We start from the raw sequence: 17,558 nt of genomic DNA, 5'->3' as shown, positions 1-17,558 counted from the left end.
CCAAATTCATCGCAATCCCCGCACGTCGACAAAGTGGCCGGCGATGCCCGCCGCCGCCGCCATCGCGGGCGACACCAGGTGGGTACGACCGCCCTGCCCTTGCCGGCCTTCGAAGTTGCGGTTCGAGGTCGAGGCGCAGCGTTCGCCCGGTTCCAGGCGGTCCGCATTCATGGCCAGGCACATGGAGCAGCCCGGCTCGCGCCACTCGAAGCCGGCATCCTTGAAGATGCGGTCGAGTCCTTCGCGCTCGGCCTGGTCTTTCACCAGGCCGGAACCGGGCACGACCAGCGCCAGGGTGACGTTCGAGGCGCGGTACTTGCCGCGTACCACGGCGGCCGCCGCGCGCAAATCTTCGATGCGCGAATTGGTGCAGGAACCGATGAAGACCTTGTCGATGCGGATGTCCGAGATCGGCGTGTTCGGCTTCAGCGCCATGTAGACGAGCGCCTTTTCGATGGCGTCGCGCTTGACGCTGTCTTTCTCATTGTCCGGATCCGGTACGCGGCCATCGATGCCAACCACCATCTCGGGCGAGGTGCCCCACGTCACTTGCGGTTCGATCTCTTGCGCGTTGAGCGTGACGACGAGGTCGAAACGGGCGCCCGGGTCCGAATGCAGCGTGCGCCAGTAGGCCACGGCGCGTTCCCAGTGCGGACCGGCCGGCGAAAACGGACGGCCCTTGACGTAATTGATGGTGGTATCGTCCACGCCGATGATGCCGGCGCGCGCGCCCGCCTCGATGGCCATATTGCACACCGTCATGCGGCCTTCCATCGACAGGGCGCGGATGGCCGAGCCGCCGAACTCGATACAGTAACCGGTGCCGCCGGCCGTGCCGATCTTGCCGATGATGGCCAGCACGATATCTTTCGCCGTCACGCCGGCCGGCAGAGCGCCGTCGACCTGCACCAGCAAGGACTTGGATTTCTTTTGCAGCAAGGTTTGCGTGGCCAGCACGTGTTCCACTTCCGACGTGCCGATGCCGTGCGCCAGCGCGCCGAACGCGCCATGCGTGGACGTGTGCGAATCGCCGCAGACGACCGTCATGCCGGGCAGGGTCGCGCCCTGTTCGGGGCCGATCACGTGCACGATACCCTGGCGCTTGTCGTTCATGTTGAAATAGGTCAAGCCGTAGTGCTTGGCGTTCTTGTCCAAGGTTTCCACCTGCAGGCGCGAGACGGGATCGGCAATGCCGTCGACCCGGCTGGTGGTGGGCACGTTATGGTCGGCCACGGCCAGGTTGGCGGAAATGCGCCACGGCTGGCGGCCCGCCACACTGAGGCCATCGAAGGCTTGCGGGCTGGTGACTTCGTGCAGCAAGTGCCGGTCGATGTACAAAATTGTCGTGCCATCATCTTCGGCCCGAACAACGTGGGATTCCCAGAGTTTGTCGTAAAGCGTCTTCATCATGATTTATGCAGCGTTGCCACAGCCTGTAGTAAGTGATCAAGTGATACCAGGTCATACGGTGATCCACAAGGATTATGCCATATATTGCGCGACACAGAACCGAAACAGGCAAAAGCGTGGGATTGGCGATACAAAGTTTGGCCGCATTGTTGGATATGAGCTGGAAATTGCCGATATCGGCATATCGGCGACATGACGGCCCCATCTGCGGGTAGGCCGCCGAACGAGCCACGGCGCGGCCAGAAATCGATACTTTTTCTTTAATCTTTCGTGTATTGTATTTCGATAACAATTTCAGGAAAGACTGTATTGATGAGACTGTGTTCTTTTGCCGCCACGCTCCTGACTACTTTGACAGTCAGCCATACGCAAGCGGCCACGCCGGGCGAGACCTGCCTGCAGGACTTGCGCGTCCTTCCCGCCTTTTTGCTGGAAAACGATACTGGCGCGCGCCAGCATCTGGCACAAAAAGGTCAAGCGTATTTCGATCAGGCATTGGCCAGCGCCAGCACCGCGGCGGCCAGGGTGAACGATGAGGCTGCCTGCAATACGGTACTGTCCGGTTACCTGAGCCAGTGGCGCAAAGGCCACCTGCAGATCATGCCGACCGGTGCGCTGAAACATGAGACACCAGCTGCAGCACCATCCTCAACCGCCGCGCCAACGGCCACCATCGATGACAGGGCGCCATCGCTGCAGCTGCTGTCGCCGCACACGGCGCTGCTGACCTTACCGAGTTTTTTTCCCGGGTACGCCGGGCTCATCAATGATTTACTGGAAAGCAAGCGCGACGAACTGGCCAGCCGTCGAAACTGGATTATCGATGTGCGGCGCAACAACGGCGGCAGCGACAGCACATATGCGCCCTTGCTGCCATGGCTAGCTTCAGGCGAGAGCGTCAATATCGGTGGCGAATGGCTGTCCACGCCGGCCAATATCGCCAGCCAGGAAAACATCTGCGCGCTGTACGCTCCCGGCGACGCCACCTGCACGAAATATATGGCACTGGCCGTCACCCGCATGCGCAGCGTGCAGCCCGGCCAGTTCGTGGCGCAAAGCACCAACGGGCCTGTCAGCTATGCGAGTGTGTCTGGCCAGGCAGTACAGCCGTCCAGGGTGGCGGTGCTGGTTGACCGCGATTGCGGCAGTTCCTGCGAACAGTTTCTGCTGGAAGCGCGGCAAAGCTTTCGCGTCAAGCTGATCGGACGCAACAGCGGAGGCGCGCTCGATTATTCGAATCTGCGCATGCACCCCCTGCCCTCGGGACGGCGCCAGCTGGCCTACGCCACCTCGCGCTCGGCCCGCTTGCCATATCTGCAGGTCGATCTCGACGGCATCATGCCCGACATCTACCTGCCCCCGCCGAAGGACGAGGCGGAGCGCGCCCAGGAAATCGTGCGCGTGCAGCGCTGGCTGGAAGGCGGCACCTTACGCCCTAACAACATCTGACACCGCTGGCGCCATAAAAAAAAGCCCGCTATGCCTAGCGGGCTTTCTAACGATTGAAGCAAGACTCAGGCAGCTAGACGAACGCTTCCCCGGCAGCCGTCCATCAGGAACGACAGACCCACGACCAGCACCAGCTCGCCTTCGGCCGAGCGGGCCGTACCCGTGATGCCTTCCACGGTGATGGCCGTCATCGGCTTGATCACCAGGTCGGCCGTGCCGTCGACGGCTTCCACGGCAAGAATGTACGGCTGTGGCGCGGCGACGACGATGCCGACGCGTTCGCTGCACGATTCATAGCCCAGGGCACCGGCCAGCGACCGTACGGGCAATGGACGGCCCTGGTCTTTCAGCACGGGCGCGCCACCCACTTCCATGAAGGTTTCCGGCAATTCGACGACGCGCTGCACCACCGCCATCGGCAGCGCCAGCGCGGCGCCCGAGGTCGACACGAGCATGGTCGGCACGATCGACAGTTCGATCGGCAGGCGGATGGCGAACTTCGTGCCCTTGCCCAGCGTCGACTCGATGTGGATGGCGCCGCGGTTTTTCTCCACGGCCGTTTTCACCACGTCCATGCCCACGCCGCGGCCGGAAACGCTGGACGCCACTTCCTTGGTCGAGAAGCCCGGCAGGAACACCAGCTGGAAGCATTCGTCGTTGCTCAACTGCGCGTTTTCGCTGATCAAGCCCTTTTGCTGAGCCTTGCTGCGCAGGAAGACCGGGTCCATGCCCTTGCCGTCATCCTGCAGCACGATCATGACGCTGTTGGCCTCTTGCCAGGCTTTCAGCGAAATATACGACTTGGCGGGCTTGCCGGCGGCCAGGCGCGCTTCCGGCGATTCAACGCCATGGTCGAGCGAGTTGCGCAGCATGTGCACGAGCGGATCGTACAGGCTGTCCACGACGACGCGGTCGACTTCCGTTTCCGCGCCTTCGATGGTCAGCTCGACATCCTTGCCCAGGTCTTTCGCCAGCTCGCGCACCAGGCGCGGGAATTTCTGGAACAGGCGGCCGACAGGCTGCATGCGCGTGGCCAGGGTGGCCCGCTGCAGTTCGGTCGAGTAACGCGAGGCGCGCTCCAGGGTTTCCGCCAGGGTCGCCATCAAGGTGGCGGCCTGGCCTTCGAATTTGAATTGCAGCAAGCGTTCGAGCAGCACGGCGGCCTGGTTGGCGGCCTGCACGGATTCGCCCGCCACTTCCAGCAGCGCGTCGAGCTTGACGGCGTCGACGCGGATGCTGTCTTCCTTGACGGGCGCGGCATGGCGCACTTCCGGACGCTCTTCGCGTCGTTCGGCGCCATCCCATGCCTTGGCGGCCGGCTTGGCGGCAGCGGCAGCAGCGGCGGGCGCAGCGGCGGCCACGACGGCAGGGGCAGCGGCGACGGCGGACACCGGCGCGGCAGCGACCCGGCTGCCCTCGGGCACGACGGCGTTATACATGCCTTCCCAGTCCAGGCCATCGGCGCCGGCAGTGGAGACGGCGGCGGCAGGCGTGGCGGCAGGCACTTCCGCAACCTCGGCAACGGGCGCGGCCACTTCCGCCACCACGGCGGCGGCAGGCACAGGCGCATCCATGCCCTTGCCTTCGATGGCGTTCGTCAGGATGTGTTCCAGCTCTTCCGGCATGGCCGGCAAGCTTTCCGGCGCGGCGCCATTGGCCAGTTCCGTCAGCTGATCAGCGACGAAACCGGACGCCTGCAGCGCCGCCTCGATGGCGATGGGGGTGACGGGCGCGGCGCCCGTGCGCAAGGCGTCAAACAGGTTTTCCGTCAGGTGGCAGGCCGCCACCAGCGCGGGCAAGCCCATGAAGCCGGCACCGCCCTTGATCGTGTGGAAGGAACGAAACACCGCATTCAGTGTTTCCTTGTTGTCAGGATCGCGCTCGAGGCGCAACAAGTGCTCTTCAACATTAACCGCAAGATCCATCGCCTCAACGACGAAATCCTTGAGCATATCGTCCATTAGAATCCCAAATCCGCAAGAAGGTCGTCTACATTATCCTGGTCCAGCGCCACCGACGGCACGGACGGGCCCTGCATCAGCGGCACCGGCTTTTGCGCCAGTTTCTCGCGCACCTCGGCCGGCGCGTTATCGCGCAACAGCTGGGCCAGTTCGTTTTCCACGGTCTTGGTGATGTTGACCACTTTTTTGATCAGCTGGCCCGTGATGTCCTGGAAGTCCTGCGCCATCATGATTTCCAGCAAGCGCGCTTTTTCCGCTTCCGTCGCTTCGGCAACGGCTTGCGCGAACTGGCGCGAGTCGCCGGCCAGGGCCTTGAATTCTTCCAGGCTCAGCTTGCCGTCGAACAGCGCCGTCCAGCGGCCGTCCATGTCCTTGGCTTTCTTCGACAGCACATCCTGCGCCGGCATGCCTTCGTCGAGCGTGTTCAGGACCTTGTTGGCGGCCTGTTCGGTCAGGGTGGCGACGTATTCCAGGCGGTCCTGGGCGTCGACGATCTGCGACGACGCTTCCGTCAGCGCCTTGTCGTAGCCCAGTTCGCGCAGCGAATCGTGCAGCAGGCGCACGATGCCGCCCAGACGCTCGAACATCGGCTTGTCGGACTGGTCGACGGGATCGGCCGCGTCGCCAGACGCCTCGGCGCTGGCCACAGGCAGCGCTTCCGCCTCGGCGGCCACGGGCTCGGCGGCTGCCGGCACGGCGGCGTTGGCCGACACCGAGTCGAACAGCGCGTCGAAATCGTCCTCCGCAATCACGGCGGGAGCGGGCGCGGCGGCAGGCGCGGGCTGAGCCGCGGCCGCACTTTGCGCAGATACTTCATCGAATAATGCGTCGAAATCATCAGCGGCGTTGGTCATATCCCTGCTTCTCCATAATTTGTCAAAATTCCGCCTGAACTGTGCGTTTTACAGACTGATACCCACAATTTCTCGATTAAGATGATTTGAGGCAATACCGCTGCGATGGTGCGAGTGTAGCAGGGCGCCGCCCTGTTGGTAAATCTCAAAACGCGCTTCCTGGTGCAAAGCTGGCCTACAAGAGCTTTTCCACAAGGAAATATGTGTTCCAGCTGTTGTATTTTGAAATACTACCATTGGCGTGCGTGCAAGACCACGCACAGCAGAAGAAATCCTGCTTCCGGGCGTCTGCGCAACAGCGCCACATGGACATCGTTGCAGCTACACACGATCTTTCTGCCAATGTTGTCTATACTGAAGGTGCAGTTGTATTGATAATTATCAAGTCTTTGCATGAATACAATGCTGCCGCCGCGTCTACAATAAGAGGCGTTGCGCGCGCTCAGTCACCGCCAAAGGACCTGCCATGTATAAGAAAATTCTGATCGCCACCGATGGCTCCACCGTCTCCAACCTGACGGCCTGCGCCGGCGTTGCTTTTGCCGAACAGATGCACGCCGACATCCTTGCCTTGTATGTGGCGCCCGAATACCAGTACCCGGTGTACATCGAAATCATTCCGCCAAGCTATCCCAGCGAGGAGGAGTACCGCATCGCCATGCGCAAGGCCGGCGCCGACCACTGGCAGCCCATCCTCGACGCGGCCGCCAAGCGCGGCCTGGAAGCGACGGGCCTGACGGCCTTTTCCGACAGCCCGGCCCTGAAGATCGTGGAAGTGGCGCAATTGCAGCATTGCGATCTGATTTTCATGGGTTCGCATGGCCGCAGCGGCTGGGGGCAATTGCTGTTGGGCAGCGTGACCAATAAAGTGCTGTCGCACTCGAAATTGCCCGTGCTCGTGCATAGGCTGATCAAGGAACCCCCGTCCGAATAAGAGGTCACATGACCACCGGGGCCGCCGTTGCCGGCATATGCAGAAAAAGGCATAATGCGGCCGCCTCAGTTAAAATGACAACGTTTCTCGTTTCTCAACATTTGATTGTCCGGTGACGGACAGAGCAGATTTCACGCATCCAGATTGCCCGCTTATGATACGTATTGTAATTGCCGACGACCACACCATCATGCGAGAAGGCTTGAAGCGCATCCTTGACGGCGCGCCGGATATCGATATCGTGGGCGAAGCCATCGACGGCTTTGAAGTACTCAATCAGGTGCGCCAGGGCGGCTTCGACCTGCTGCTGCTCGACCTGTCAATGCCGGGCCGCAGCGGCGTCGACCTGATCCGGCAAATCCGCAGCGAGGCGCCCAAGCTGGCCATCCTGATCCTCACCATGCACGAGGAAGAACAATATGCGGTGCGCGCCATCCGCGCCGGCGCGCAAGGCTATCTGACCAAGGAAAGCGCTGGTACCCAGCTCGTGGGCGCCATTCACAAGGTGGCGTCGGGACGTCCCTACATCAGCGCCGAGGTGGCCGAGCAGCTCGTGCTCAACATCATGATGCCGAATGAAAGCTTGCTGCACAAACAGTTATCGGACCGCGAGTTCGAAGTCTTTTCCCTGCTGGTGGCGGGCAAGTCGATCACGGAAATCGCCAACAACCTGCACCTGAGCGTGAAGACGGTGAGTACGCACAAGACGCGCATCATGCAAAAAATGGGCATGAGTTCGCTGTCCGAAATGGTGCAGTACGCCGTGGCGCACCGCCTGCTCTCCCCCTTCAAGACGTAAGCCCGGCGGCGCGCGCCCGCGCGTCGACCGTAGGAACAATCCTACTCCCCCTACCGTAGCTCCTACTGCCATATTCAGCCACTGCTGATATTAATTGCATATGGTTGTTGGCATACTGAAACCAGTAATCAAGTTGCTGGGAAGTTATTTCATCACACAGCAAGTCGTCAGCGAATTGAGCTTTACCAGCCTGGACGCGCGCCGCCCTTTCCCTGCCCGCCGTCTGCGCACCCTGTCATTCAACTCTGAACTACCTGTCACCAGGAGATGAACATGCTGTCCACGCAAACGCCCGAAACCCGCGCCGCCGCCCCATCGCTGGCCCCCTCTTCCCCGATGGAAGCAGGGCGCCAGCGCCAGGGGCGGCTATGGTCGAACCTGAAGGAAGTATGCGATCTGCTGCATATCTCCAGCGCCTGCACCATCGCCGCCGACGAACTGCTGTTCCAGCACGTGCAATTCAAGACGGGCCAGCGCGTGCATACCATCGGCCAACCGTTCGACACCTTGTACATCGTCAATTCGGGCTTCCTGAAAACCGTGCTCATCGACGAATTCGGCAATGAACAGGTACTGAGCTTTCCCATGAAGGGCGACATGCTGGGCGTCGACGGCATCCACTCGCGCCACTACTCCTCGGAAGCGGTGGCCCTGTCCGACTGCGACCTGATCTTGTTGCCGTTCAAGAAGCTGACGGCGCTGGGACGTGTTCACCTGGAACTGGAAAACGTCATGTACGGCGTGATGAGCCGCGAACTGGTGCGCGAACAGGCGATGATCGGCATGCTGGGCGCCTTGAGCGCCGAAGCCCGCGTGGCGCGCTTCCTCGTCTCGCTGGCCGACCGCTTCGCGCAGATGGGCTATTCGAGCAAGCTGTTCAACCTGCGCATGACGCGCCACGAAATCGGCAGCTACCTGGGCCTGACCCTGGAAACGGTGAGCCGCACTTTGTCCGCCTTCAATGAAATCGGCCTGATCTCGGTTGACCAGCGCACCATCGGCATCAAGGATCCGGACGCCCTGAAAACCCTGCGCCGCCTGCCGCCGTCGCGCTCGCGCGCCAAGCAGCTGGCTGCCGCCAAGCTCAAGGCCGACACCACCGCCGCCGCGGCCGCCTCGGCGCAATTGCTGGCCACGATTTAACGCCATCCCGATTTCTTCCAGCTTGGCACAGGCTTGACCCGACCAAGGCGCGCACCGCCTTGGCGGGTCTTTTTTGCTGCCGCTCCCCTTCCATGCCGCGCCAATGGCCGTCTTCGCGCAGCGCCATGCTCCACGCTGCCATCCCATCGCAAAAAAGCACGGCTTGCGCATAAATAAGCCTTGCTTTTCGGGCCACATTCAACAATAATGCAAATACGAATCATTCTCAACTGAGATAAAGAAAGCCCAACATGCAAAGCTCAAAACCAGCCTTGATCCAGGATGCCGCTACCGCCCACGTCCGTCCTCCCGTCAGCATGGCCCAGCCAGCGCGCCGCATCACCAGCGAAGCGCTGCTGCAGCAGGGCCGCGAAGTGGAGATTGAGCACAGCGGCAAGATCTATCGCCTGCGCGTCACCCAATTGAACAAGCTGATCCTGACTGCCTGAAGCAGCACGGCAGCCAGTCACCACGCTCGCCAGCCAGTCGCGCCCCGTGCGCGCAGCCAGCCAAACCACCGCACAGGAGTGTTTGATGGCGAACGACCGACCTTCCCCGATGTTTCCTTCCCCGCAAGGCCAGCAGCCTGAATTGCTGCTGTCGGCCGTGCTGCACCTGATGTCGCACTACCATGCGGACAGTCCCTGCGAGAAACTGGCCGCAGTCATCGAACGCCATCTGCAAGCGCTGGCCGGCTCGCCCGGCCTCGGCCCCGTGCTGCAAGCGACTTGCCAGCAACTGTCGCAGCAATGGGCCACCCTGGTGGCGCTGCACCGGCCCGCGCCGCCGAAGACCACCTTGCTCGAGCGCCTGGCACGCATGCTGAGCGCCAGACGTCCTGCCTCGCCGCTGCCGCACTAATTTCTATTTCTCTTCCACCGCTGCCCCACCGCCCAACAGGATATCGCCATGTGTGACAAAGACCAGTCCCTGCCCGTCATCAGCAATTGCGCCCACGCCGACACGGAAACGGCCGCGCTCGCTTCGCGCCGCCGCCGGCTGTGGGAACTGTCGCATACCTGCCATTGCCCGCTGGTCGGCGTAGGCTTGCCCTTGGGCTACCTGCGCAAGCTGGTGGGCAAGATGACGGGCGGGCGCGTGCTGGCCGACGACTACGAAGTGCACGTGGGCGCCGTGACGGAATGCGGCGCGCGCAACCGCCTGTCCGAAGCGCTGCAAAAGGAACTCGAACGCCGCTACGCTCCCGTGATCCTGCGCTTTCGCGGCGCCAAGACCACGGAACAGGTAGCGCAACTGTGGCGCACGGCCGTCGCCAACGGCGACGTGTCGGGCGCCTTCTGGGCCGGCCTGACGCACCCGCGCTGCGACGCCGAGCTGGAAGAGCAGATGTGCCGCGACTTGCACATGATCCAGCACCAGGCCGGCGCCTGCGTGCGCGCCGACATGGGCAAATTTACGGCCTTGCAGGAAGAAAATGCGCGCCTGACGCAGGAACTGGCCAAGCTGCAGCAGCGCAGCCAGGCCGCACTGACGGAAAAAACGGGCGAACTGGAACGCCAGGAAGCCGTGCTGCTGCGCACGCGGGCCGAGTCCATCGGCAAGGATAGCGTGATCGACGGCTTGCGCGCAGAACTGGCGCAATTGCAGGCGGCCATCCCGGCACTGGAATCGCGCACGCGCTTGGTCGAACGCCTGGCGCAAATGGATGAGCGCGAAAAGGAACTGCGCCAGCAAATCGCGGAATTGAAACAGGCCCAGCCGCGCCCTGCCGCCGCCGTGCCGCCACCGGCGTCCAAGCTGGAAGTGCCGACCGGCGGCAAGCTGAAAATGCCGATCCGCCTCGTCGATCAAAGCGTCTTGTGCGTGGGCGGACGCAGCGGCAATGTCGCCACCTACCGCGCCCTGATCGAACGGGTCGGCGCGCAGTTCGCCCACCACGACGGCGGCCTGGAAGACAATGCCAACCTGCTCGACTCGAGCCTGGCGGCCGCCGACCTGGTGATTTGCCAGACGGGCTGCATCAGCCACAGCGCCTACTGGCGCGTGAAGGATTATTGCAAGCGCACGGGCAAGCGCTGCGTCTTCATCGACAACCCCAGCATCTCCAGCCTGGCGCGCGGCTTGCAGGAAGTGAGCGGCGACATGGACACGGCGCCGCTGGCTGCGATCCAGCCATAAGCAGTCCCTGCTGCATTAATACACGTCGCGCCGGTAGCGCCCTTCGGCCGCCAGCGCGTCGAGCGCGGGCCGGCCCAGCATCTCCTGCAGGGCCTGGTCGACGCCGCCCGCCATGCCGGCCAGGCTGCCGCAAATATAGATGGCCGCGCCCTGCTCCAGCCACAGCCTGACTTCATCGGCATTGCCGCGCAGGCGGTCCTGCACGTAGGTGCGCTCGGCCTGGTCGCGCGAAAACGCCAGGTCCAGGCGCGGCAAGTCGCCGCTGGCATGCCAGCCTTCAATCTCTTCGCGATAATGAAAATCGTGGGCCAGGTTGCGCTCGCCAAAGATCAGCCAGTTGCGCCGCTGCCCTGCCAGCACGCGGCTCTTCAGGTGGCCGCGCAAGCCGGCGATGCCGCTGCCGTTGCCGATCAAAATCAATGGCCGCTGGGCATTGTCTTCCAGCCGGAAGCGTTTGTGCTGGCGCAAGCGCAGCTGCACCACGTCGCCCACCTTGGCCTGCGCCGTGAGCCAGCCCGAGGCCAGGCCCAGGCTGCCATCGGGATGCGCATGCTGGCGCACCAGCAAGTGCACGCCGCCATCGCGCGGAATCGAAGCGATCGAGTATTCGCGCGGCTGCGAGGGATCGGCGGGCGCCGTCACCTGCACCAGGTCGCCCGATTGCCAGTCAGGCAAAGCACCCGCTACCGGCGCCAGTTCCACGTGATAGATGGCGCCGCCGGCGCTGCCCGGATTGAGCAGCTGCCTGTGCGTCAGGCGCCAGTCGCCGAAGGCGGGGGCGCTCCAGTCGGGCGCGTCGCTGGTGCCGGCCAGGTGACTCAGATGCTGGAACCATTGCTCGATGCTGTCGCTGGCGCTGCGGTCGACTTCGATGCGCTCGAACAGGCGCGAGGCGCCCTGCGCCGCCAGCCAGGCATCGAGCGCGCGGCCGAAACCGCAAAACTGGCCATAGCTGCGGTCGCCCAGGGCCAGCACCGCGTAATGCAATTGCGGCAGCGCCAGCCCGCCCGTCATCAGGCGGCCCATGAAGGCGGCCGCATTGTCGGGCGCATCGCCTTCGCCATAGGTGCTGACTAAAAACAGAGTCCGTTCGGCTTGTTGCAGATCAACGGCCGTGACTTCGGCCAGCGCGCACAGGCGCACGGGGATGCCGGCCAGTTGCAGGCTCTGCGCCGTTTGCGTGGCCAGTTCCTCGGCATTGCCCGTCTGGCTTGCATACGCCACCAGCCAGGCGGGACTGTTTGCCAGCGCCGCCTTGGCGGCGGCGGACGCGCGGCGCCTGGCGCGCGCGCGCAACCAGGGCGCCAGGCACACGCCCGCGTAGCTGAGGGACAGGGCCGCCAGCAAGGCCAGCCGCGTCGTATCGTGCGTAAAAATCATGGAATTAATCGTTCATTCGTCGAGCATGGCCAGCATGTGGCTGCTCAGCGTTTCGTGAAAGCCAGAGCCGTCGCGCTGCAGGAAGCGCGCGGCCAGGCCCTGCTCTTCGGCCAGCGCCATGCCGGCCTCGACACCGAGCACGGTCAGGGCCGTCGACCAGGCATCGGCCGCCATGCATTGCTCATCCACGACGGTGACGGAAGCGAGTTGATTGGCGATCGGCATGCCGCTGCGCGGATCGATGGTGTGTGAGAAACGCGCCGTGCCGTCCTCGAAGAAACGCCGGTAGTCGCCCGACGTGGCTACGGACAAGCCGTGCAGCGCCAGCAGCATTTCCGGCGGATGTAGATCCGCGTCGGCGCCATCGACCTGTTCCAGCATCACCCACCACGGCTGGCCGTCGGGCTTGCTGCCGGCGCCGCGCAGCTCGCCGCCCACTTCGACCAGGTAATGGCCGATGCCCTGGCTGTCCAGATAGCGCGCCAGGCGGTCCACGCCATACCCCTTGGCGATGGCCGATAAATCGAGCTGCAAGCCGCCGGGCTGACGCGCGCGGCGGGCCGGCAAGTCCAGTTCCAGGCGGCGGCGCTGGCGCTGCGACAGCAGCAAGGCCACCGTCTCTTTGTTCGGCGGCAGGAAACCGGGCTCGTCGTAGCGATGGCGGGGGCCGAAGCCCCACAGGTTGACGAGGGCGCCCGCGCACGGATCATACGCGCCGCCGGACGCCTGCGACACGTGCATGGCAAAGCCCAGCACCTCGCAAAAGGCGGCGGGCAGGCTGTGCCAGCTGCCGGGTTCGGCCCGGTTGAAGCGGCCCAGGTCGGACTCATCGCTCCAGTGACTCATTTGCGCCACGACCAGGTCCAGCTGCTGCTGCAAGCCCTGCTGCAGGTCGGCGCTGCCGGCGCGTCCCGGCATGGCGGACTCGAGCAGGCGCACCGACCAGCTGGTGCCCATGGTCAAGCCACGCAAGTCCCGGATCGCGGCGCCGGGCGGCGCGGCCTGATCGGAAATATGCTGCGGCAGCAGGACCCGGCGCATCGGCGAGCTCGTGACGATGCCGCCGCTTACTGCGGCAGCACTTCCACGGTGGCCGCGTAGGTCATGCGGCGCTCCGGCATGGCTGGCGGCTGGCCGGCCACGGCCGGGGCGGCCGCTGGCCAGGTGCTGCTCAGGTAATACATGCCGGCGGCCGGCACGGTGAACGTGATCTCGCCCTTGGCATCGGTGCTCTGGCGGATTTCCCCGAGCACGCCACGGTAGCGCACGCCGCCCGGCACCAGGCTGAAGGCCTGGTTCGCGGCCGGCTTGCCGTCGATCAGGAAGCGCCACGTGGCTTTTTCGCCCGCGCGCAAGTCGTTCGGATGGGTCACCGGCACGAATTCCAGGCCCACGCCCGTCGGCTTGAACACTTCCGTGCTGGTTTCGCCATTGCTGAAGAAGGTTTCCAGGCGCGCTGCCGTGCGCGTGATTTTCAGCTCTTGCGCATCGGCCGGCACTTCCTTCTTGAACGTCTCTTCATTGCCGCGGAAACGCTTCTGCTCGCCATTGAGCTTGTAGCTGGCCATGACGTTTTGCGACACGATGGCCGCTTTATACGTGCCCGGCTTTTCCATCTTCACATCGAACACGCTGCGCAAACGGCCCGTGAGCGTATTCGCCGGCGCCACTTTCGCGCCATCGGGGCCGGTCACTTGCAGCGCATCCAGGCGCAGCGGCTGGTGGTCGATCTCGAACAGGCCGTCGGAGACGGCAGCGTCCACCGTCACCCAGGCGTCCTTGCTTTCCACCATCGTGCTCGACGGCACCATCCAGCCCCGGTGGGCGTGGGCATTCAAGGCCAGGCCGGCCAGCGCCAGGGCGATCAGCGGTTTATTCAGTTGCTTCAACATGGTAGAGGCGCCTTAAGGTTTGAGTTGGACGACGACATTGCCGAGTTCTTCCTTGCCCTTGCCAGGAACGGACTGGGCCGATTTCAGCGGCCACTGGAACGGCACGCGCACCAGTTCGCGTCCGCCCGCTTCGCGCGCCGCCTCCACCACCACCTGGTATTCGCCGGCCGGCAGCTTGTCGAGCAAGGCCTTGGCGCCAGGGAAAGTCAGGGTATGTTCGCCCGGCGCGCGCGTGGCGCCGCTGACGCCGTCAACGGGCATGGCCAGGTCGCGGCCGCTCTTGCGCCACCATTGACGCATGTCTTTCAGCCATTTTTCGCCCGCCTTGTCCTTCTTTTTCACGTCATACAGCACAGCCAGATTGCCAACGACCTTTTGATCGGCCGTTTCCAGCCACGCCGCCACGTAGGGGCGGTGGTATTCCGCCACGTTCAGTTGCGGCAGTTCAATCTTGAGGGACAGGTCGGCAGCCATCGCCGACGTACCGATCAGGGGAAGGCCAAGCGCCAGGGAGTAGCGTAATTTCATGGTGTGCCTGTAAAAAGGAAAAATAAAAACGATCAGTGGATAAACAGCAAGGCGATCGCGCAAGGTATCAGAATGCCGAGGCCAACCATCGGCCAGGTAAATGGCCGGTTGGCCGCGTGGAACTTCAAAATCAATAGCCCCGTCAGGCAAAACACGATGCAGGCGCCGGCAAAGATATCGATGAACCAGCTCCAGGCGACGCCCGTGTTGCGGCCCTTGTGCACGTCGTTGAGCCAGGACACCCAGCCCCGGTCCGTCAATTCATATTCGGCGGCCCCGTCTTCCAGGCCGATGCGCACCCAGGCGTCGCCGCCTGCCTTGGGCAGCGGCAGATAGACTTCGTCGACGCTCCATTCGGCGGGACGGCCGCCCGCGTTGAGCGACCATTGCTTTTTCAACCACGCTTCGGCGGCGGCCGGCATGGGCGCGTTGGCGCCATCATGCTGGGCGGCATAGGCGGCCAGTTCCGTGACGAGGGGCGCCGGCAACTGCGCCTTCTGGCGCGTGATCGACGGTTTCGACTCGATCTGGCCGGCGTGGTTCAGGGTGATGCCGGTGATGGCGAACAAAAACATGCCCAGCAAACAAAGTGCCGAGCTGATCCAGTGCCATTGATGCAAGTTCTTCAGCCAGACGGCGCGGCTGGCGTTGTTCCTGGCCTTGTCGGCGGCGCCCGCACTATGCATGGTCCGCTCCCGGCAAGGGGCGGGCCAGCTGGCGCGACAAGTCAGTGTGCTTCATTCCCATCCTTCAATCAGAGTGCATGCCGATATTTCAAACAAATGATAATGATTATCATTTATTAAGTCAAGACATGGGGCGCCCCGCCGGGCCGGCGTTTTGTAACAGCTTTGAAACAAAGCACCGCTGCTACGTAAGCTGCCGTACAGAGCCGCATGCAGCAAGCGCCTATGCTTGTTGTTCAGGACAACCAACAAGGGAGCACCCATGCAATCGTATTCCAGCGAACAACTGGCCAGCATCGCGGCCAAGATCAAGGACGTCAAATTCGGCATGCTGACCACCAGCGACGACATGCGCACCCTCACCAGCCGGCCGCTGACGCAGCAGCAGGTCGATAATGAGGGGCAGATCTGGTTCTTTGTTTCCGACGAGGCCAGCTATACGCGCGACTTGCTGAACAATCCGCAAGTCAATGTCAGCTTTGTCGACACGGGCGACAGCCTGTATGTATCCGTCTGCGGCCACGCGCAGCTGCTGAAAGACCGCGCCAAGGCGGAGGAATTGTGGAATCCGCTCGTGAAAGCCTGGTTCCCGGGCGGGCTCGACGATCCGAAGCTGTCGCTGATCAAGGTGACGATCCAGTCGGCCGAGTATTGGGATAGCAGCGCCAGCAAGATGATGCAATTCTATGAAATGGCCAAGGCCGCCATCACGGGCGAGCCGCCGAAAGACATGGGCGAACACGGCCGGGTCGATCTGTAGCAGATTTACCCTATTTTACCCGGGTAATATTGACTTTGTATTTAACCCGGGTAAAATTGCCTGCATTCCCCATGGAGGCAAGACATGCATACCCCCGCACCACCTCAGCTCACCGCCTTTGCCGGCAAGCGAAAAGTCGCCGCCGGCCCTTTACATGCGCTTGCGCAAACACTGAAGGAACTGGTGACGCGCGATCCCGATGCGCAGATCCTGATTTTCAACGACGCCAGCGGCAGCCAGGTCGACCTGAACCTGCATGGCAGCTTGGCCGACGTGCTGCAGCGCCTGCCTCGCGCGGCAACGCCAGCGCCGCAGGACGACGCTCCCGCCCCCGCACGCACGGCAGGCCGCCCGAAGCTGGGCGTCGTGGCGCGCGAAGTCACTTTGCTGCCCCGTCACTGGGAATGGCTGGCGACGCAGCCGGGCGGCGCTTCCGTCGCCTTGCGCAAACTGGTGGAACACGCGCAGCGCGGCAACAAGCTGCACGATGAGCAGCGCCAGGCACGCGAAGCGGCCTATAAAGTCATGAATGCGCTGGCCGGCGATGCGCCAGGCTTCGAGGAAGCAAGCCGCGCCCTGTTCGCCGGCAAGCAAGCAGCGTTTCTCGCATGCGTACAGGAATGGCCAGCGGACGTGCGCGAACACGTCTTGCAGCTGGCCCGGCGCGGATGGCTTGAGAGTGAGGAAAGTTAGGCGGCCAGATCAGACGCCCGTACTGCCCGTGGTGTCGGGCGCATCGTCGGCGCTCTGCCGGCTCTGCCCGGCGGAGCCGGACTGATGATGGGGCAGGCGGTCGGCGCGCCGCACCTCGCCGATGGAAAACAGATCGTCGCCGATATCGAGCCCTTGCTCGCTATCGACCAGCACAAAGTTCTCGGCAGAATCGGCCGTACTTTGCTTGTTGCCTGCCACGGACGGCGTGCCGCCCTGGCTATTGCCGGCTTGCGGCGTGGTGGAGTTGCCCATCATCTTCTCCCTGATCGTGAGTGCGATTTGACTGCGTTGACTGCGTGTCGGCCGTGGCCGGCGCAGCTATTTCATCATAGTCCATGCCTGCTGCGTTGCATCAAAATTTTGCGGCAGCCAAATAAGCGTGGCCCTGACCAGCGGCGTGCCTGCTTCCCGCTGGTCAGAGCCACTTGCGACTTGCTACTCAGCTGGCGCTACTTGTTGCGCGACCCGGAGCTGGAACCGGACCCGGAACCGCCGCTTTGCTTGTTGCCACTGTCACGGTTGCCCTCCTGGTTCATGCTGGCGTTATCGCGCGAACCGCTGGAGCTGGAGGCGCTTTGCCGGTTGGCATCGTTCTTGTGGCTTTGGCTGCCTGCGCGGCGGGCCTCTTCCGACGTGAATTCATGGGCCGTGCCTTTTTCATGCGCGGCACGTCCGCCTTCGCTGGCGATTTCGCGCTGCTGGGCGGGGTCCATGGAAGCGAAACCCCGCTTGCTGGTATCGCTTTGCTTGCTGCCGCCGCTGCCGCCGCTGCTACTGCTACTGGTTTTACTACCTTGCTGTTTATTGTCGCTCGATGTGGCCATGATGATCTCCTTGATCGATGGAATCGGAAACAGTGCAAACCATGCAATTCTTCCCCCTCGCATGGCAAGGGAACCGTCATCTTAG

19 protein-coding genes are annotated in these 17,558 nt (G+C 63.2%); 9 read left to right on the top strand and 10 right to left on the bottom strand.

Translation table 11 applies throughout. The annotated features are described in order from the left end of the window. Positions 1-6: 6 nt before the first annotated feature. Complete coding sequence (gene leuC / locus IGS60_RS18170) at positions 7-1,410, bottom strand: 3-isopropylmalate dehydratase large subunit (RefSeq protein ID WP_230505748.1); 1,404 nt, start codon at positions 1,408-1,410, stop codon at positions 7-9. Positions 1,411-1,722: 312 nt separating this feature from the next. Here leuC and IGS60_RS18165 point away from each other — a divergent pair, with 312 nt between their 5' ends. Further along, positions 1,723-2,859 (top strand): S41 family peptidase, encoded by a 1,137-nt coding sequence (locus IGS60_RS18165; RefSeq protein WP_230505747.1) that lies wholly within the window; start codon positions 1,723-1,725, stop codon positions 2,857-2,859. A gap of 65 nt (positions 2,860-2,924) precedes the next feature. Here IGS60_RS18165 and IGS60_RS18160 read toward each other — a convergent pair whose 3' ends face one another. Both IGS60_RS18160 and IGS60_RS18155 read right to left on the bottom strand, forming a co-directional pair. Continuing rightward, complete coding sequence (locus tag IGS60_RS18160; RefSeq protein ID WP_230505746.1) at positions 2,925-4,820, bottom strand: chemotaxis protein CheA; 1,896 nt, start codon at positions 4,818-4,820, stop codon at positions 2,925-2,927. Next, the gene (locus tag IGS60_RS18155; RefSeq protein ID WP_070291820.1) at positions 4,820-5,674 is read right to left on the bottom strand and encodes a protein phosphatase CheZ; all 855 of its coding nucleotides are present in this window, start codon (positions 5,672-5,674) and stop codon (positions 4,820-4,822) included. Before IGS60_RS18155 ends, IGS60_RS18160 begins: the two co-directional genes overlap by 1 nt. A gap of 466 nt (positions 5,675-6,140) precedes the next feature. Between IGS60_RS18155 and IGS60_RS18150 the strand changes: the two genes are divergently transcribed. From IGS60_RS18150 to IGS60_RS18125, 6 genes are all read left to right on the top strand, one after another. Continuing rightward, positions 6,141-6,608 carry a universal stress protein gene (locus IGS60_RS18150; protein ID WP_070221114.1) on the top strand — a complete coding sequence of 156 codons (468 nt, stop codon included), beginning with the start codon at positions 6,141-6,143 and terminating at the stop codon, positions 6,606-6,608. Positions 6,609-6,762: 154 nt separating this feature from the next. Then, positions 6,763-7,407 carry a response regulator transcription factor gene (locus IGS60_RS18145; protein ID WP_070221113.1) on the top strand — a complete coding sequence of 215 codons (645 nt, stop codon included), beginning with the start codon at positions 6,763-6,765 and terminating at the stop codon, positions 7,405-7,407. A 336-nt stretch (positions 7,408-7,743) separates the two neighbouring features. Further along, positions 7,744-8,550 (top strand): Crp/Fnr family transcriptional regulator, encoded by an 807-nt coding sequence (locus tag IGS60_RS18140; RefSeq protein WP_070221155.1) that lies wholly within the window; start codon positions 7,744-7,746, stop codon positions 8,548-8,550. A gap of 251 nt (positions 8,551-8,801) precedes the next feature. Continuing rightward, a complete protein-coding gene (gene hemP, locus IGS60_RS18135; RefSeq protein ID WP_034750559.1) occupies positions 8,802-8,999 on the top strand; it encodes a hemin uptake protein HemP in 198 nt (65 codons plus the stop codon). Between the two features lie 85 nt (positions 9,000-9,084). Continuing rightward, the gene (locus tag IGS60_RS18130) at positions 9,085-9,411 is read left to right on the top strand and encodes a hypothetical protein (protein WP_070312866.1); all 327 of its coding nucleotides are present in this window, start codon (positions 9,085-9,087) and stop codon (positions 9,409-9,411) included. Positions 9,412-9,459: 48 nt separating this feature from the next. Next, complete coding sequence (locus IGS60_RS18125) at positions 9,460-10,689, top strand: DUF2325 domain-containing protein (RefSeq protein ID WP_230505745.1); 1,230 nt, start codon at positions 9,460-9,462, stop codon at positions 10,687-10,689. Positions 10,690-10,704: 15 nt separating this feature from the next. On the opposite strand, the gene IGS60_RS18120 is transcribed toward IGS60_RS18125, so the two are convergent. Genes IGS60_RS18120 through IGS60_RS18100 form a run of 5 tightly spaced genes read right to left on the bottom strand, consistent with a single transcriptional unit; the run spans position 10,705 to position 15,175 of the window. Further along, on the bottom strand, positions 10,705-12,069 hold the full coding sequence (locus IGS60_RS18120) for a sulfite reductase subunit alpha (protein ID WP_230505744.1): 1,365 nt from the start codon (positions 12,067-12,069) through the stop codon (positions 10,705-10,707). Positions 12,070-12,081: 12 nt separating this feature from the next. Further along, complete coding sequence (locus IGS60_RS18115) at positions 12,082-13,110, bottom strand: FAD:protein FMN transferase (RefSeq protein ID WP_230505743.1); 1,029 nt, start codon at positions 13,108-13,110, stop codon at positions 12,082-12,084. A gap of 26 nt (positions 13,111-13,136) precedes the next feature. Continuing rightward, positions 13,137-13,961: a DUF4198 domain-containing protein gene (locus IGS60_RS18110; RefSeq protein WP_230505742.1), complete on the bottom strand. Its 825-nt coding sequence runs from the start codon at positions 13,959-13,961 to the stop codon at positions 13,137-13,139. Between the two features lie 12 nt (positions 13,962-13,973). Beyond that, on the bottom strand, positions 13,974-14,489 hold the full coding sequence (locus IGS60_RS18105) for a DUF2271 domain-containing protein (RefSeq protein ID WP_070221103.1): 516 nt from the start codon (positions 14,487-14,489) through the stop codon (positions 13,974-13,976). A gap of 32 nt (positions 14,490-14,521) precedes the next feature. Then, on the bottom strand, positions 14,522-15,175 hold the full coding sequence (locus tag IGS60_RS18100) for a PepSY-associated TM helix domain-containing protein (protein ID WP_230505741.1): 654 nt from the start codon (positions 15,173-15,175) through the stop codon (positions 14,522-14,524). A gap of 262 nt (positions 15,176-15,437) precedes the next feature. Between IGS60_RS18100 and IGS60_RS18095 the strand changes: the two genes are divergently transcribed. Then, a complete protein-coding gene (locus IGS60_RS18095; protein WP_070221099.1) occupies positions 15,438-15,935 on the top strand; it encodes a pyridoxamine 5'-phosphate oxidase family protein in 498 nt (165 codons plus the stop codon). 84 nt (positions 15,936-16,019) lie between these two features. Then, the gene (locus IGS60_RS18090) at positions 16,020-16,628 is read left to right on the top strand and encodes a DUF2239 family protein (RefSeq protein WP_230505740.1); all 609 of its coding nucleotides are present in this window, start codon (positions 16,020-16,022) and stop codon (positions 16,626-16,628) included. 9 nt (positions 16,629-16,637) lie between these two features. Here IGS60_RS18090 and IGS60_RS18085 read toward each other — a convergent pair whose 3' ends face one another. Continuing rightward, the gene (locus tag IGS60_RS18085; RefSeq protein ID WP_070300427.1) at positions 16,638-16,904 is read right to left on the bottom strand and encodes a hypothetical protein; all 267 of its coding nucleotides are present in this window, start codon (positions 16,902-16,904) and stop codon (positions 16,638-16,640) included. Between the two features lie 194 nt (positions 16,905-17,098). Further along, entirely contained in the window at positions 17,099-17,473 is a 375-nt protein-coding gene (locus tag IGS60_RS18080; protein WP_070221093.1) for a KGG domain-containing protein, read from the bottom strand. Positions 17,474-17,558: the final 85 nt, after the last annotated feature.

Source organism: Janthinobacterium sp. FW305-128, assembly GCF_020858135.1.
In the GTDB taxonomy this organism is placed as follows: domain Bacteria; phylum Pseudomonadota; class Gammaproteobacteria; order Burkholderiales; family Burkholderiaceae_D; genus Janthinobacterium.
This window is presented reverse-complemented; position numbering and strand designations above follow the sequence as displayed.

Bases quoted from the DNA above. Each gene is read 5' to 3' on its own strand.
- IGS60_RS18125 (WP_230505745.1), top strand. From the start codon at position 9,460: ATGTGTGACAAAGACCAGTCCCTGCCCGTCATCAGCAATTGCGCCCAC.
- IGS60_RS18110 (WP_230505742.1), bottom strand. From the start codon at position 13,961: ATGTTGAAGCAACTGAATAAACCGCTGATCGCCCTGGCGCTGGCCGGC.
- IGS60_RS18165 (WP_230505747.1), top strand. From the start codon at position 1,723: ATGAGACTGTGTTCTTTTGCCGCCACGCTCCTGACTACTTTGACAGTC.
- IGS60_RS18160 (WP_230505746.1), bottom strand. From the start codon at position 4,820: ATGGACGATATGCTCAAGGATTTCGTCGTTGAGGCGATGGATCTTGCG.
- leuC (WP_230505748.1), bottom strand. From the start codon at position 1,410: ATGATGAAGACGCTTTACGACAAACTCTGGGAATCCCACGTTGTTCGG.
- IGS60_RS18095 (WP_070221099.1), top strand. From the start codon at position 15,438: ATGCAATCGTATTCCAGCGAACAACTGGCCAGCATCGCGGCCAAGATC.
- IGS60_RS18145 (WP_070221113.1), top strand. From the start codon at position 6,763: ATGATACGTATTGTAATTGCCGACGACCACACCATCATGCGAGAAGGC.
- IGS60_RS18130 (WP_070312866.1), top strand. From the start codon at position 9,085: ATGGCGAACGACCGACCTTCCCCGATGTTTCCTTCCCCGCAAGGCCAG.
- IGS60_RS18080 (WP_070221093.1), bottom strand. From the start codon at position 17,473: ATGGCCACATCGAGCGACAATAAACAGCAAGGTAGTAAAACCAGTAGC.
- IGS60_RS18140 (WP_070221155.1), top strand. From the start codon at position 7,744: ATGGAAGCAGGGCGCCAGCGCCAGGGGCGGCTATGGTCGAACCTGAAG.
- IGS60_RS18105 (WP_070221103.1), bottom strand. From the start codon at position 14,489: ATGAAATTACGCTACTCCCTGGCGCTTGGCCTTCCCCTGATCGGTACG.
- IGS60_RS18150 (WP_070221114.1), top strand. From the start codon at position 6,141: ATGTATAAGAAAATTCTGATCGCCACCGATGGCTCCACCGTCTCCAAC.
- IGS60_RS18115 (WP_230505743.1), bottom strand. From the start codon at position 13,110: ATGCGCCGGGTCCTGCTGCCGCAGCATATTTCCGATCAGGCCGCGCCG.
- IGS60_RS18090 (WP_230505740.1), top strand. From the start codon at position 16,020: ATGCATACCCCCGCACCACCTCAGCTCACCGCCTTTGCCGGCAAGCGA.
- IGS60_RS18085 (WP_070300427.1), bottom strand. From the start codon at position 16,904: ATGATGGGCAACTCCACCACGCCGCAAGCCGGCAATAGCCAGGGCGGC.
- IGS60_RS18120 (WP_230505744.1), bottom strand. From the start codon at position 12,069: ATGATTTTTACGCACGATACGACGCGGCTGGCCTTGCTGGCGGCCCTG.
- hemP (WP_034750559.1), top strand. From the start codon at position 8,802: ATGCAAAGCTCAAAACCAGCCTTGATCCAGGATGCCGCTACCGCCCAC.
- IGS60_RS18100 (WP_230505741.1), bottom strand. From the start codon at position 15,175: ATGCATAGTGCGGGCGCCGCCGACAAGGCCAGGAACAACGCCAGCCGC.
- IGS60_RS18155 (WP_070291820.1), bottom strand. From the start codon at position 5,674: ATGACCAACGCCGCTGATGATTTCGACGCATTATTCGATGAAGTATCT.